Raw genomic sequence first — 15444 nt, forward strand, 5'->3', positions numbered from 1 at the left:
ACCGCTTCGTGTATTTGCTTCCCACCTGGTGCTACTTCCTCTGGAACCTCAGGTCCCAGTCTCCAGGTGTCCACGATCAAGGGGAAGCTTCAGACCGCTCGTGTACCCCGCTCCGGCACTTCCGCCTGCGGCTGATGCGTGCGGTGTCGGAGGTTCGTGCCAGTGGCCCTCCGACAGCCTCCACGGGGACGCCTGAAGGGGCGCCTTCACAGTCGGCGTGCGCGCTTCGCAGCCCCGGGACCGCCCATGCGGTCGAAGGCCGCCGAGGGCGACGAAGGGCGTGCTCGGCAATGGGAGCCCCGCGATAGTTGATTGCCGTTGACGGGGACCGCGGGGGCGGATCTGCGTGACCACGGTTGTGGCGACCCGGTCGAGCTGCTACCGGAGGGATTCGTCGCCGCGGCGAGCCGTGCAAGGCATTCATCGAAGTAATGAGCGTCGACCGCCTCGTCAACGCCGCCACCGAACGCAACCGGGCGTTCTTCGACAAACTCGGGGTCCCCTACAGCTGACTGACGAGTGGAGCTATTCCGTTCGACCCGGGGGATCAGTAGGCGTCGAGGTTCCTCGTAGCCCCGGAGAGTTCGGAAGGACCCCGTGCAGTGTCGGGCCCGGGCGCCCATCCGTAGTGTCGGAGCGGCAGGGGCAAGCGTCATGGACTAAGACCGTGTCCTATGTGGTGAGTCGGACCAGCCGTTTGTAGCAGCAGATGGCGGCGGCGAGGCCGAGGAAGGCCAGGTAGTTGCGGGGGTGGCGTTCGTAGCGGTGGTTGAGTCGGCGGTAGCCGGTCAGCCACGACATGGTGCGCTCGATGACCCATCTGCGGCGTCCGAGCCGTTCGCTGGATTCGATTCCCTTGCGGGCGATGCGGACGCCGATCCGTTTCCCGCGGAGCCATTTCCGCAGTTCAGGGATGTCGTATGCCTTGTCCGCGTGGAGCTTGCGGGGTTTGTAGTGCCAGCCGCGGTGGGGGTCGTGTCTCGATTGGAGGCCGGCCATCATGGGCTTCAGGCCCTGGCTGTCGTGGGTGTTGGCGGCGGAGATGCCGACGACGAGGGGCAGTCCGTTCGCGTCCGACAGGATGTGCATCCTGGAACCCGGTTTGCCCCGGTCCACGGGGCTCGGGCCTGTGAGTTCGCCCCTTTTTTGGCCCGTACCTGGGCGGAGTCGAGGACCACCCGGGTCAGGTCGAGCAGTCCGCACTCGTCGATGCGGTCGAGCACCGCCTCGTGCAGCCGGCCCCAGACACCGGCCCTGGACCAGATGACGAAGCGCCGGTGGGCGGTGTCGGCGTACAAGTGAACGTGCACCACCTCGTACGAATGAGAGTGCACCGTTCTTGATGCGGTGAGATGCCGTGGCCGGGAAGCTGCTGTCGTCGGTTGGGGATCGGCGGAGGGTGGCTGGCAGTGGTATTGGACCCGCATCGGTGGCTGGAGCTGAGACGGTTTCGCGGGCTTTACGAGTCCGGGGCGATGAGCCTGCGGGAGATCGCGAAAGAGACCGGGCTGAACCGTCGCACGGTCGCTAAGTACCTGTCGGGTGAGGTTCCGGTCGCGCTGCCGAAGAGAGCTGCGAATGGTCAGCCGCGCCAGCGGGTGGTGGATGAGGTCGCCCCGCTGATCGACGCGATGCTGCGGGCCGAGATCCTTCTCAAAGGGGCGGTGATCCACGAACGTCTGGTGGCGGAGTACGGGTTCACCGGCAACTACCAGCGCGTGAAGATGTACTTGCAGGAGGCCAGGCCGCGGATCGCGGAGGAACTGGGCATCAGCCCGGGTGAGCTTGCCGGGCTTCACCGCCGGTTCGAGGTGGTGCCCGGAGCTCAGGCTCAGGTCGACTGGGGAGATGAGGGCAAGGTCCTCGCCCATGTCGGGATCCCGAAGGTCTACTCGTTCCACATGACGCTGTCGTACTCGCGTGATCCGTTCTGCTGCTTCACCACCAGCCAGGACCTGGCCACGTTCTTCGACTGCCACCGTCAGGCGTTTGCCCACTTCGGCGGTGTCCCGATGTCGATCGTCTACGACCGGACCAAGACCGTGGTCCGTCGGCACGTTGCCCCGGGGGAGGCCGTTCCTCTGCATCCGGAGGCGGTCGCGTTCGCCGGGCACTACGACTTCGACCCCGACGTGCTGGCCGCCTACCGGCCCACTGGGAAGGGCCGGGTCGAGCGGCAGGTCCTGATCGTCCGCGACCACGTCCTGGCCGGACGCGCCTTCTCTTCCATCGAGGAACTGAACGCCGCCTTCACGGCCTGGGTTCCGCTGCGGCGGGCCAAGGTTCACGGCACCCACGGTGAGGTCATCGGTCTGCGGGCAGTCCGCGATCACACGGCCCTCCGCCCACTGCCGACCACTCCGTATGTGGTCACCCAGCGGCACCTCCGCTACGTCGGCAAGGACTGCCTCGTCGCCTTCGAGGCGAACCTTTACTCGGTGCCGGCTCTACGGATCCGCCCGCGGCAGCTGGTTGAGATCAGGGCCACGAAGTCCCAGGTCACCCTGCATGCCACCACACCCGACCGCCGGGGAGAGACTCTGCTGGCAGCCCACCCGCGGGCAGTTGGCCGCGGCGCCCGTGTCGTGGATGAACGGCACTGGGACGGTCTGCCCACCGGAGCGGGCCGCCGCGTCACGGCCGGCGGAGACCTGCCCGCACCCCGCCAGCAGAACGGCGGATCCCACGCGGGATCACTGCTGGCCCTGCTGAACCGGGCCGCAGCCACCCAGGTCGAGGTCGGCCGCCGGCCGTTGTCGGTCTATGACGAGCTGACCGGCACCCGCCCCTTCACCACCCATCCGAGTAAGAAGGAATCGTCTTGAGCGAGCTGGTCTCCACCCGCATCCGCAGCACGGCCGGCAAGCTGGGCCTGCCCCACCTGGCCGAGGCCCTGACCCAGTACGCGCAGCGGGCTGACGAGGCCAAGATGGGCTACCTCGACTTCATCGACCTGGTCCTGTCCGAAGAACTCGCAGTCCGGGACGACCGACGCTTCCGCCAAGGCCTGCGGCTATCGAAGCTGCCACACCACAAAACGCTCGATGACTACGATTTCTCGTTCCAGCCCGAGCTCGACCCCCGCAAGGTCAAAGACCTCGCCACCCTCTCGTTCGTCGAGGCCAAGGCCAACGCTGCCCTGCTCGGTCCGCCGGGGGTGGGCAAGACACACATCGCCGTCGCTCTCGCGGTCGCGGCCTGCCGGGCCGGCTACTCGATCTACTTCACCAGCCTCGACGACATGGTCCGCAACCTCACCGCCGCTGAATCCGCAGGGCGCCTGACCAGGAAGCTCGGCAGCTACCTGCTGTCCTCGTCCTGGACGAAGTCGGCTACCAGCCCCTGGCTCGCGCCGAGGCGAACCTGGTCTTTCAGGTCATCTCAAAGCGATACGAAAAGGGCTCGATCATCCTGACCTCGAACAAGACCTTCAGCGAATGGGGACAGGTGTTCGGCGACGAAGTCCTCGCCACCGCCATCCTCGACCGCCTCCTCCACCACTGCGGAGTCATCTCCATCAACGGCCCAAGTTACCGCCTCAAGAACCGGCTCGCCGCGATCGAACGAGAGCGAGACGACGCAGCCTGAGCTTGGTTCGCACGGCCCTTGTCAGACCCTGCGTTTAGAGTTCGGCGAGATGGGGCCGGTTCCGAGGCCGCCAGCACTGGAGAACGGCAGCCTCCCTGGTCTGCGCGGGGGTGGTTTCGGCCCAACCGGCGTCCAGGCATGTTGAGGGCCACAAGCGCAGCCTGCCAGCCCGGCCCCATCTCAACCGATCGCCTGCACTGTCCTTCGCACCAAGAGTGGTGCACACAACTCCGTACTCCGCGGAGCACTTAAAGGAGTACGCAGACAGGCGGTCGACTTCGAGATCCCGAAGCACGGCGGCAGGGCCCGCCAGGCACACCCGCTCACCAGCACGTAGACGATCGCGGCGAACAGGGTCTCATCAGGCGTGTCCTGCGTCCCGCCGCCCTGCGGACGCACCCTCGATGGCGGGATCAGCGGCTTCGCGATCTCCCACAGCCCGTCCGGAACAATCCAACTCCACGTATCCCGCCCCATGAACAGCTCAACGAGTGATCACCACATAGGACACGGTCTAATACTCCAGCAGCGGTTCGTGTCCTGAACTGCGTTTTCGGTAGTGGCAGCTGCGGGCGATGGCCTGGCGACGTCTTCTCCAGGCCGACCAGTTCAGTGCGTGGGTGACGGGGTCGCGGTCGGCTCTTGGGCGGGGCAGGAGAGTGTCCAGGAGCCGTCGGATCTCTGCCACGGTGAGCGGGACGAGGGCTGATCCGTTTCTGCAGCCCCCTTTGCGGCCTCGCCGCCGGCCCGGGCGGCGAGTGCGGCCAGGACGGCGTGGGCGAGCATGGCCAGGGTGATGTGCCGGTACCAGCCCGGATAGCGGCGGACCTCGTACTCGTCCAGGCCGCACTCGTTCTTCGCGGCCTGGAAACACTCCTCGATCGCCCATCGGGTGCCGGCGATCCGGGCCAGTTCGCCGGTCTCGACGCCGACGGGCGCGTGGGCGAGGTAGTAGGCGATCTCGTCGGGGTCGGACAGGCTGCGCCGGGCCAGCACCCAGCGGTGGTGGGACGGCGGCTCCGGGTCGAAGACGATGTTGGCGGGCAGTTTTGCCGCGGCCCAGTCGTAGACGCGCGGGCCCTTGGCCCCGTTGCCGCAGGACAGCCGCTGCCAGGCATCGACGGGGGCTTCGTCGATGAGCTGGTCGATGCGCCAGGCACCGGCCAGTGACTTGACCTGCTGGGACTTGGGCACCGCGACGACGTAGCCCAGGCCGAGTTGCTCGAGCAGGCGGCGGAAGTTCCAGTCCTGCCCGTATGCCTCGTCCGCGGTGACCCAGGCGGCCGGCAGACCGGCGGCCAGACAGCGGCGCACGAGGTCCCGGGCCAGCTCGCCCTTGGTGGCAAAGCCGCGTTCGTCAGGGATTTTCGCTGTCCGGCACCGCTCGCGGTCGGAAGTCCAGGCCTTCGGCAGGTAGAGCTCCCGGTCGACCAGGGCCCGGCCCGAACCGGTGGCGTAGGCGGCGAACACGCCGATCTGACAATTGTCGATCTTTCCTGAGGTGCCGGTGTACTGCCGGCCCACCCCGGCAGAGGTGGTGCCCTTCTTGATGAACCCGGTGTCGTCGATGATCAGCACACCACCGGGACCAAGGGACTCGCCGACGTAGGCACGGACGTCGTCGCGCAGGGCGTCTGCGTCCCAGGCGCTGCTGTTCAACAGCCGCTGGAAACCGTCCGGAGTGCGGTGGCCCGCCCATTCCGCGAGCTGCCAGCCGTTCTTGCGGGTCGCCCGCCCCAGCAGGCCGCGGACATAGTCCCGCATCCGCCAGCGCAGATCCGCCCGAGCGAACCGGCCCGCCACCCGGGCGAACACTGAATCCAACTCGGCAGTCCAGAAAGCGACTTCAGCCATTCCCTCCATACCAGGACAACGACAACCACCAGTTCAGGACACGAACCGCTGCTGGAGTACTAAGAAGTCATCTCAATTGGCTGGGTAAGCTGCTGGTCATGGTGGGGATCGTTGAGCGGCTGGTGCCGGACGAGTTGTGGGAGTTGTTCCAGCGGGTGGTGCCGGAGGCGCCGTCGCGGCCGCAGGGTGGCGGTCGGCGCCGTCACGGTGATCGGGAGGTCCTGGCGGCGATCGTGTTCGTGGCCACGTCGGGCTGCACGTGGCAGCAGCTGCCCGCGGCGTCGTTCGGCCCGTCCGGTGCGACGGCCCACCGCCGGTTCACCGAGTGGACCAAGGCCCGCGTATGGGCCAGGCTCCACCGCCTGGTCCTCGACGAACTCGGCTCCCGCGGCGACCTGGACTGGTCGAGGTGCGCGATCGACTCGGTGAACATGCGGGCCCTGAAAAGGGGGACCTGACAGGTCCGAATCCTGTCGACCGGGGCAAGTACGGGTCGAAGATCCATCTGATCACCGAGCGGACCGGTCTGCCCATCTCCGTCGGAATCTCCGGTGCCAACGTCCACGACAGCCAGGCGTTGATCCCTCTCGTGAAGGGCATACCGCCCATCCGATCCCGCCGGGGCCCACGTCGGCGCAAGCCCGCAAAGCTTCACGCCGACAAAGGCTACGACTACCGCCACCTGCGAAAATGGCTCTCATCTCGAGGCATCCGGCACCGCATCTCCCGCAAGGGCATCGAGAGCTCGCAGCGGCTCGGACGGCACCGCTGGATTATCGAGCGGACCATGGCCTGGCTCACCGGCTGCCGCCGACTCCACCGCCGCTACGAACGCAAGGCCGAACACTTCCTCGCCTTCACCAGCATCGCCTGCACCCTCATCTGCTATCGCAGACTCACCAAATGAGATGACTTCTAAGCGTGGCTGCCAACACTGGCAACGGCTCTGTATCTCGGGACGCGGTGTGGGTCACCTTGTGCAGCAGGTGCTTAGAAGGCACTTGGTGGGTGCGGGTGTGGGGTGGCTCTGACCTGCGCGGACGCACCTGGGAGTCGGCCGTCCCGACAAACTTCGGGCGTTCTCGGGACGGCGAGACCGCGGAGGGCGAAGGCCGGGGAGCGGCGGGCCTGCTGGAGAGACTGAGGTGTGTGCCAAGCCTCCCCCACACCCTAGACGGCCCGCGCGCAGCGCCGCGGGTATCTCCGGGACGGACGCACTGGCTGCGGTTGCCCCCTTACCCTCGCCCGCGAGGTGGCACGCAGGTACGTTCGGTGAAGAACCAGACCCCCTTGGAGCAGGTGGCGCCCAGAACCCTGCCCTTCTCCCGAAGCCACGGATAGCGGCCTTGCAGTTCCGCGAAGTTGTCGTTCGTCACGACCGTCGCACCGGAGTCGTCCGCGATGACCGCCACGAGGGCATCACCCTTGCCCTCGGTACCGGCTGGCGGCTGGATGATGTCCCCCTTGCTGAGGGCGGCCTCCACGGCCTCACGTTCCGCGTCCGCGACCTTGTGCCGGAAGCTGGCGTCGACCACGACATGAATGTCGGCCTGCGGGTACTTCTTGGCCAGCGCCGCCCGCGCGGCCTGAAGCTGAGAGAAACTCGGATGATCGTCGTCTTCGTAGGCCCCCGGGCGGACCGGTGAATGACCGATCCAGGCGAGGTTGGAGCCGTCGACGACCAGAGTGCGCGGGCCGTCGTTGAACGTCACCGGCCGCACCTTCGGAGGTGCGGGAACGGGGCGGACGCCTGCGGCCGAGGCGGCCGTCCCGAGGGGGTCCGGATTCGAGTTGCCCTTCAGCAGGCGGTCCAGCTCTTCCCGGACCTCGGGCGTGGGGCCACCCGAACCGAAGCTCTCGACCTCTTGGTCGACCACGACCTCGCCGGTGTGCTCCAGGGTGGCCTTGACGTGGAGCAGGCCGTTGGCGTCGTACGTGTACTCCAGGTCGAAGCGGGACTCGTCGCGGACCCGCGGCGCGGGGTACGTGAGGGTGAGTTCGGTGAGCTGCACGTTGTCGCGGTGGGAGAGCTCCTTGTCCGGGTCACCCTCCCAGATCTCCACGGACAGCTTCCGCGCGTGGTCCTTCTGCGGCGTGTAGCTCTTGCGCTCCTTCCAGGGCAGCGGCGAGTTCCTGGGGATGATCTGGCTGAACCGCTTGCGCCCGGAGGAGTCCTTGACCATCGTGCCGAGCGCATGGCTGGTGGCGACCTGGATGACTCCTTCGGTCTCACCGGCGAGCACAGCCGCCGCGATCGACGCGCCGCGCGCGACCGCTGTCATCGGATCGCACAGTTCGGTGGGCACGGGCTCCGTCTGGAGTGCCTCGGCGACTGCGGCCCGCACGCTGGGGATCTGGCTCGTACCGCCGATCATGAGGATCTCGTCCACGTCGAGCGGGGCCATGTGCAGGTCCTTCAGGCACTGCTCCACAGGCCCGAGGGCGCGGTCGACGAGGTCGCCGATCGCCTCCTCCAGTTCGCCCTGGTGGATCTCGACGCCGACACCGTCGGGGGTGACCACCGTGACGGACGGCTGGGAGGAAAGCAGGATCTTGTTCCGCTCCACGTCCAGCCGGAACTGGCGCTCCTGTGCCGGAGTCCAGGCCCTGCGCGCAGGCGCTCGCTCGAGCACGAGTTCACGCAGCCGCCGGTCGATCTCCAGGCCGCCGAGCTCTGTCACTCCGCGTGACGCGCGCTCCTCGAAGAACCCGTCCGAGTAGTCGAGCACGGTCACATCGATGGTGCCGCCGCCCCAGTCGAAGACCAGGATCTGGGAGTCCTCGCGGAAGTCGTGGACGTACGAGATGGCAGCCGCTGTCGGCTCGTTGAGCAGAGCCTGGACCTCGATGTCGGCGAACCGCGCCGCTGCCCTGGTCCGATACCGGGCGGCGCCCGTCGCGTTGGCGGGCACAGTAATGACGGCGCGATCGATGTCGGTGAGGTTGTGCTGGGCGCCGTCGCGCATGGCGGTGAATACACCCGCCGCGACGGTGGTCGCCGCGAAGCGCCTGCCCTGGATGGTCACGTACTCGTCGCTCTTGAGGAGACGCTTGCAGGCTTCGGCCGCCTCCTCGGAGCGGAGCTTGGCCTCCCAGCCGAACAAGGGGCCGCGCCGAAGCGAGCTGACACCCACGACCGAGGGGAAGAGCTGCTCAAACCCGGGCCGCCGCCAGTCGGCATCGATGTGGTGGGCGTCGAGTGGTAGTACCTCGGCGTCGTCGCCCTGCCACTGGGCCACGACGGAATTGGTCGTACCGAAGTCGATTCCTGTCGAGGTCACTTGGCATCGTCTCCCCGCACGTCCGCCGCACTGGTCCCGTCACGCTCCGCCAGGGTCCTCGGGGCTGGGATGCGGCGGAGTTGGCCGGCGAGCAGCAGCTTGTCCGTCGCCTGGTCCACGTAGGCTGGCCGGAGCAGCTCGAATCCCTCGCCTTCGCCCTCGACGACGACGAAGAGCTCCTGCTCGTCGGCCTCCTCGACCACACGGACCCCCATGTCGATGAGGGAGGCGCGCACCGCCCGGCGGATGGCCTTCGCTCCCTGTTCGGGCGTGCTCGCGAGGACGTCGGTCTCGACCAGCCGCGCGATGTGCTCGTCCCGCGTCCTGAATGCCTCCAGCACCCCCTGACGCAGCGCCGCGTTGACTGTGGCGGGGGTTGGACGGGCGTCCTGCGGAAGCTGCGCGATCAGCTCTGAAGCTCGCTCGGTGAATCGGGCGAGGAGCTGCGCCGGATGAAGGAGTTCCTCCGGCCTGAGGGTGCGCAGTTTCATGTCCGCCGCGAACTCCTGGTTCTCCTTGCGGCGGGTCCGCCCCGTGGGCTTCTTGGCCTGTCCGGCCGCGTTCGGGCTGCTCTTGCGGCGTGCGGACTTGCTGCTCATGAAGTCGTCCTGTGGTCGTGATCGGGGCGCCGGGGCGCGGTCAGCAGGGTGGGGAGAAGATCGGCGATCGCGCGGTTGCGCATCGCCGCGAGGTCAGCGTCGGTCCGGTGCGTGGTCCGGCGCGGCATCGCGGCGGGTCCCGGCGTCAGGGACCTCGGCCGCACCGTGGGCAGTCGCAGGGACGCAGGATCCAGCGGCAGCACGAAGAAGTCGGACCAGTCCTCGGTCCGCTCGGCCTGCTCAATCCGGCGCTTCGCCCAGTTGGCCTGCGCCGCCAGGTCGAGGTCGTCCCGGTCGGCCCGTCTGCGCTCGCGCCACTGGTGCTTCCACTGCTCACTCTTGTGCGGCAGCCCCAGCTCCAGATACGGATTGGCGGGCTGGTCCCGATCGTTGCGCCTGGTCCCCCGCCGACGGTCCAGCAGAGCCAGGTTCTCCTCGACCCGCCGGTCGGTTCGGGCGACACGCGCCAGCGAGACGTAGGCGAGGTCGAGATCGTCATTGAGCAGAGCAAGGTAGGCGAACATGTTCCACGCCTCGGCCGCGTGCTCGGCTGACGCGCCTTCGTGATCGACGAGCTTGTCTACCTGTGCCTGGGCTTTCTTCCTCTCGCCCTGGCAGATCAGGTCGTAGGCGTGCCGCAGCGCCACGAGGGCGTAGAACGGCCCGCGCGCCGGATTTACCGCAGCCCTTGGCTCCCACAGGGAGCACATCAGCCGCCACAGCCCGCGGTCGGCGGGGATGTTCGGGTCCCAGGAGCCCGTGACAGCGCCATCGCGCACCCTGCGCAGGCGAAGCACCAGCTCGCGAGGCAGCAGCCTCTCGAGTTCCTTGAGGACGTCCTTCTCACCATCCGCGACACGCAGGAGCAGGTCGTAGAGGCTGCCCGGTGCCGGCTGGACCGGGTCGCCCGCTAGGAACGCCTCCCGCTCGCCGGGCTCGTCCCAGCCGAGCGAGCGGGCAAGGGCGGCATCCGTCTTCTCCGGTGCGAGCCTGGCAAGCAGGTAACGCTGTTCGCTGGCGTCCGCCCGCAGGGTCCACGGCTGATGGCTGCGGTCCAATACGCCTGCCTCGATCAGGTCGTCGATGATGCCGAGGGGCGCCCAGGGGACGATGGCCCCCAGATGGTGCGTGGACAGCTCTTTCAGGTTCCTCCGGGCAAGGGCCTGCTGAAGCGCGAAGGCCCCGGTGGGGTCCGCCTCGGCACCGCGGGGGATGTTGTCCGTGCCGAGGTCGGCCGCCGGGACCGCTTCCATGATCACCGCGAGTCGGCGCTCACCAGCTGGGGAGAGCCAGGGCAGGCCGACTTCGTAGACGGCGGAGAGCACGGCGGCGGTCTGTTCGACGGCCCGGCCCGGTTCGACGGCTTCGAGCAGGGCCTTAACGGCGGGGAGAAGTTGGGGCGTCGGCTGTCCGTCCAGACAGGCACGAATGGTGTCGGCGCCCCACCGCAGGGTTTCGTCCTCGGCGTTCGTGGACTCCAGCAGCCCGCGCAGCACATCCTCGACACGCGCCACCGCCTCCGCACCGAAGACCCCGGCCCTGCGCCACTTGCGCAACGCGAATCCGTCGACCACGCCCCCGGAACTGGTGATCGCGGCGGAGCGTCGGGCGGACCGCCGCGCCCGCCACGCCTCGACCATCTCAGCGCGCGTCATCGACTCCGTAAACGGTGGTGCCCCCGCTCCGAATCCACCGATCCGATCGGCCGAAGCGTCCTCGTTCCCCATGCGCCCCGCTCGTCTCCCGCGTTCGAAACCTGCGTCGTATTTTGACAGGTCTTCTCTCGGTGGCGGCAGGGCCCTTACCAGGGCGCGATGTGCCGCGCGCCCGGCCCAGCCCAGGCCCCGTCGGCTCGCCAGGTGAGGAGCACGCTGAAAGCGCCGTCGACCACGTCAACCACCCATGGCTCCGCCGGTTCGCCGCCCAACACGACGACGAGGAACTCCGCCTGGCCCTCCGTACGCAGGTGGGACACCTCCATGAGGTGGAGCACTGACTCTCGGATGGACGGGTATGTGCTGTCCTTGCTGCCCAGCACGTCGAAGAGCACGGTGCCGTCAGCCCGCGTGCACCAGGCGTCCACGAAGACGCTCTCCCCGACCTCTGACGCACTGTCGTAGAGGTCGGCGAGCAAGCGGTGCCGGAGCGCTTCGTGGGACCGGTCCGACCGCGCCGCCACTGTGCGGGCGGCCACCAGGTGTTCCAGGTTGCTGCTCGCTGCGGTCGGCTGATCCTCCTTCGCCTGCTCCTCTTCGACGAGCAGGGGTGCCAGGTCGGTGGGGGACACGGTTGTCCTTCGGGGCTCGGGGAGGGAGTCGGTGACGGCCGGCGGTCTGCGGTAGTCCGTACCGGGTTCGCGCACGGTCAACAGGGAGCGGCCGTCGGGCGAGAGACGCCACTGGAAGTGGCTGCCCTTGACGATGACACAGGTGTCGAACAACTCGATGTCCGCGGTCAGTAGATCATCGGCGAGCGCTCCACGCATCGCACGTACGAAGGTTTCATCGGTCATACCGCGAATCTGCCCCACCCGCTCGTATCCGGCGCAGGCCGAGGCGGTGGCGTGCACCGCTTCTGCGTCGAGCAGGCGGACCGGTTCCTCGGCACCGAGCAATGGGCCACTCTCCATCACCGGCGCGGTCAGCGCCGATCTCCGCGCGGCCCGGGCGTCCTTGCCCACCCGGGACGCGACGCCCTCCTCGAACTGCGCGAAGCTCCGCTCCGCGTGAACCGCATCGTAGCCCGTGATCGTGTCGGCCTCGGGACTGAGCACGATGCGGAATCCCGCGAGGTCTAGCACCCAGGTGCCGTCCGCGGCGCGCAGGTGCCGGGCCCGCTCGACGAACGAGGCCAGCATGGCGTGCAATTCCACCGTCGCTTCGCGGAGGCCGCCCCGGTGCCGTACGACAAAGGCCCCGCACGCCCCCGAGCTGACCCGCACGGCGGCACGCTGCCGCGCATCGAGGTTGAGACGGCCCTGGTCCTGCGCACCGACGATTGGAGCAAGCCGCCGGGGCTGGGCCACGACCACCGGTTCAGCTGTGCGGAAGCCTCCGCAGGGGGCCGTCCTGCACCACTTGTCTGGGTGGTGAGTGGAATGGGTGCACGGAGTCCCGTCAGCGAAGTACCGGCTGCACAGGCTCGCCGCAGGATCCGCGACCGAGCCCTCCGCGTCACGAGGGGACGGCGAAGGAGCGGATGCGGCAGTGGGTGCGGGAAGGCGGTCCGGGCCTCCGATCTGCGGGGGCAGGGGCAGGGCGTGGACGACGGTCAGCGACTGGGTACACCGCGTCAGCGCGACATACAAATGCCTCGGGCCTACAGCCTCGTCTGTGACGATCCCGGCAGGCTCCACCACGACGACGTGGTCGAACTCGAGACCCTTCGCCTCAGCCGGGGTGAGGACGGCAAGGTTCCCGAGACTCTCCGAACCGAGCGCGCGCGCGATGTCGCTGGCCCACTCGCCGCCCGGTGGCACGATCACGCCGATCGAGCGTTCATCCGCTCCGGCAGGCGCGCTCGCCCGTAGCCGTGCCACGGCCTCGGCGGCCAGAGTGCCTACCTCCGCCCCCTGGATCACGGCGACGCCCGCGCCCGTGTCGCGCACCGAGTCGGGCACTGTCACGCCGGGCGCGCAGTGCTCGCCCAGCCGGGCCACGAAGGCCATGACCTCTCCCGGTACGCGGAACCCCGTGAGCAGCTGGGTGACCCGCCATCCGTCCTGGCCGGCGAGCACCATCCCGAGCCCGTCCCAGTCCTGGTGGAGGTAGGGCCCGGTCGACTGCGCGAGGTCGCCGAGCACCGTCATCGAACCGCTGGGACAGCGCCGTGCCAGGGCCCTGGCCTCCATCGGCGTGACGTCCTGTGCTTCGTCGATGACCAGGTGTCCGTACACCTTCTGGGGGCGTCCGCCTAGTACATACTCCAACTCATCGAGAAGGACCATGTCTTCACGGCTTAGTTCCGTCCGCGAGCGCGCCGCACGGCTCCCCGGACCGGCTCCCGGGCGGGGTGCGGTGAGCAGATCCTGTTCGGCTACCGACAGAATGCCCTCGGCGGCCCGGCTGAGGCTGGCCCCGCCGGAGAACAGGCCCCGCAGAATGTCCTGGGCCGCAAGGCTGGGGCAGATCCGCTTGAGGAGGCGTACGACGGGGCGGGCCCTGGCAGTCTCGGCCAGGTAGTCGATGTCGGCAGGGCCTGGCAGCAGCCCGACGTAGACATCGGTCAGGTGCTGCGTGATCCGCTGTGTGCAGCGCTCCCGACGCACCTGGTACGGACTGTCGCCGGCCAGCGCCGCAGCAGCGATCTCCGCTATCTCCTCTACAGGGACAACGACTTCGCGGCGGTTCAGCTCGAGGGTGAAGACCGGCCCGCCCACGAGTGCGGTCAGCCGGTCCACCGAGCTCGTCGTCTCGCAGTCGACGGCCCTGCGCAGCACCGCAGCCATCCTCGGATCGGCCTTCACCGCAGCGATCGGACGGTGATCTCGGGGCGACGCTGCCGCCGACCAAAGCACGGGAAGTTCGAGCATCGACACGTCGTCGCTGCCGAGTTCGGACAGGGTGACGCCCACGTAGTCGAGGAATCCCCGATTGGGGCCGATGACGAGGATTTCCTTGGCGGTCCGGTGCTTGTTGTCCAGCAGCCAGGTCACGCGGTGCAGGCCGACCGCTGTCTTGCCTGTGCCCGGACCGCCCTGGATCACGAGCGCGCCCGCAGGCTCCTCCGCCACGAGCCGGAGCTGTTCCCGCTGGATGGTCTCGACGATGTCGTGCATCGAGCCATCACGCGCACGGTCCATCTCGTCGAGGAGCGGATCACGCCACGCCGGTTCCTCGGTCGCTGTATCCGGCGCGTCGACGGCGACCGGTGCCGCCGCCGGTATCTCTGGTACCGCCGGTGGTCCCGCTTCCGACCCGTGGAGATCGAGATAGCGCTTGACCACCTGCTGATCACAGATGATCTGGCGCAACAGCCGTACCTGCCCCGGATCCCGCTCGCTGGTCAGCCGCCAGTTCACCGCGGCCTGCGAACTCCAGGAGACCACGACGGGATTCCGCTGCTCGTCGCGTACCACGCGCCGCCCAACGTAGAACGTCTCGCGGCCCTCACCCTCGTCGACATCGGCCCTCATGAAGACGAGGGACTTGCCTCCGATGTCGAGGGACGCCAGCTCCCGCTCCCAGGTCCGCCGGGCGTCAATGGAGTCCTTGCCGCTGGCTGCGACATTGAGGCAGCTCAGCTCCGACACCTCCTGCCGGGCCCGCTCCAGACAGGAATACGCATGGTCAACCGCACACTGTTCAGCAGCGAGCGCGGCTGCGCGTCGAATGCGCTTCGGCATCCTCGCTCATCCCCTCCTTCCACGTGCAACGCAACGGGGCAGCGAGCACGATGGACGTTTCTACTGTAAGTGCGCGTTGATCGTGGATCCGGACTGATGCAGGAAAGGTCGCCCTCTGACGGACTCCCCACGACAGCGAACTTCACGGCACTGTCGTGATACCAAAGCGTAGAGGTCACCCGGCTAAAGGAGTGTCCGCTGGCGAGACGCACGGCTGCTCACCTGCTGTCATCAGCCGCCATGCCTCAATCCGTACCAGACGGCCGCGCTTCGCCAATGCCTGCCGGAGCTGCACGAATGCGGGGATGCCGAGAGGCAGTCCGACCATCACGAGATGATCACGCCTTGCCACTGCTTGTGTGCAATCCGGCAGGCTGGTCTGATATGCAGACCCACAATCACCACGCTCGCTGCTGGCTTACTCCTCGCGCTCACAGCGTGCAGCAACGATCCGGCTGCTCCGACCGTCAGCAAGACGAGCAGCAGCCTCGAACCGGTGGCCACGACCAGTAGCAGCTCCCCCAGCCCCACTGCGAGAGACACCACGTACAAGCTTGGCGAGACCGCGAAGGTCACGACCGACGACGCCACCTTCACTGTCTCAGCCCTCACGTACACGCAGCCGGTAAAGGGCCCCCAGCCCCCGGATCCTGCCACCCAGGGCGGAGACGTGGGGGCCACCGTCGAAGCCAAGGTGTGTAGCGTCAGCAGGGGTGCAGCAAGGTTCCTGCCATCGGCCGGTTTTGCTCAACCGGTGGCTTGGCCTTTCCGGTTTGGG

General features: G+C 68.0%; 8 protein-coding genes and 3 pseudogenes. 3 read left to right on the plus strand and 8 right to left on the minus strand.

Features of this window, described 5'->3' with window-relative positions; genetic code table 11:
• Positions 1-672: 672 nt before the first annotated feature.
• Positions 673-1286 (minus strand): annotated as a pseudogene (locus ACFYXM_RS31570) (IS5 family transposase); the annotation flags it as partial.
• Between the two features lie 66 nt (positions 1287-1352).
• On the opposite strand from ACFYXM_RS31570, the gene istA reads away from it, so the two are divergent.
• The gene (istA, locus tag ACFYXM_RS31575; protein WP_389294517.1) at positions 1353-2825 is read left to right on the plus strand and encodes an IS21 family transposase; all 1473 of its coding nucleotides are present in this window, start codon (positions 1353-1355) and stop codon (positions 2823-2825) included.
• Positions 2822-3588: pseudogene (istB, locus tag ACFYXM_RS31580) on the plus strand (IS21-like element helper ATPase IstB). The gene istA and the pseudogene istB overlap by 4 nt, the downstream one beginning before the upstream one ends.
• Positions 3589-3855: 267 nt before the next feature.
• On the opposite strand, the pseudogene ACFYXM_RS31585 reads toward istB, so the two are convergent.
• Both ACFYXM_RS31585 and ACFYXM_RS31590 read right to left on the minus strand, forming a co-directional pair.
• Positions 3856-4065 (minus strand): annotated as a pseudogene (locus tag ACFYXM_RS31585) (transposase); the annotation flags it as partial.
• A gap of 132 nt (positions 4066-4197) precedes the next feature.
• Positions 4198-5442 carry an IS701 family transposase gene (locus tag ACFYXM_RS31590; protein WP_389294518.1) on the minus strand — a complete coding sequence of 415 codons (1245 nt, stop codon included), beginning with the start codon at positions 5440-5442 and terminating at the stop codon, positions 4198-4200.
• A 98-nt stretch (positions 5443-5540) separates the two neighbouring features.
• On the opposite strand from ACFYXM_RS31590, the gene ACFYXM_RS31595 reads away from it, so the two are divergent.
• A protein-coding gene (locus ACFYXM_RS31595; RefSeq protein ID WP_389294520.1) for an IS5 family transposase occupies positions 5541-6349 on the plus strand; the annotation gives its coding sequence in 2 pieces (ribosomal slippage) (positions 5541-5889 and positions 5889-6349; 810 coding nt in all).
• A 328-nt stretch (positions 6350-6677) separates the two neighbouring features.
• Here the strand turns inward: ACFYXM_RS31595 and ACFYXM_RS31600 are convergent.
• From ACFYXM_RS31600 to ACFYXM_RS31620, 5 genes are all read right to left on the minus strand, one after another.
• Complete coding sequence (locus ACFYXM_RS31600; protein ID WP_389294522.1) at positions 6678-8723, minus strand: Hsp70 family protein; 2046 nt, start codon at positions 8721-8723, stop codon at positions 6678-6680.
• Complete coding sequence (locus ACFYXM_RS31605) at positions 8720-9322, minus strand: hypothetical protein (RefSeq protein WP_360818816.1); 603 nt, start codon at positions 9320-9322, stop codon at positions 8720-8722. The genes ACFYXM_RS31600 and ACFYXM_RS31605 overlap by 4 nt, the downstream gene beginning before the upstream one ends.
• Positions 9319-10977 (minus strand): hypothetical protein, encoded by a 1659-nt coding sequence (locus tag ACFYXM_RS31610; RefSeq protein ID WP_389294524.1) that lies wholly within the window; start codon positions 10975-10977, stop codon positions 9319-9321. Before ACFYXM_RS31610 ends, ACFYXM_RS31605 begins: the two co-directional genes overlap by 4 nt.
• Before the next feature lie 146 nt (positions 10978-11123).
• Positions 11124-14573, minus strand: a complete 3450-nt coding sequence (locus ACFYXM_RS31615) for a HelD family protein (protein WP_389294526.1) — start codon at positions 14571-14573, stop codon at positions 11124-11126.
• Between the two features lie 420 nt (positions 14574-14993).
• On the minus strand, positions 14994-15359 hold the full coding sequence (locus ACFYXM_RS31620) for a hypothetical protein (RefSeq protein ID WP_389294528.1): 366 nt from the start codon (positions 15357-15359) through the stop codon (positions 14994-14996).
• Positions 15360-15444 lie beyond the last annotated feature (85 nt).

This window comes from Streptomyces sp. NPDC002476, assembly GCF_042889785.1.
Classification (GTDB): domain Bacteria; phylum Actinomycetota; class Actinomycetes; order Streptomycetales; family Streptomycetaceae; genus Streptomyces.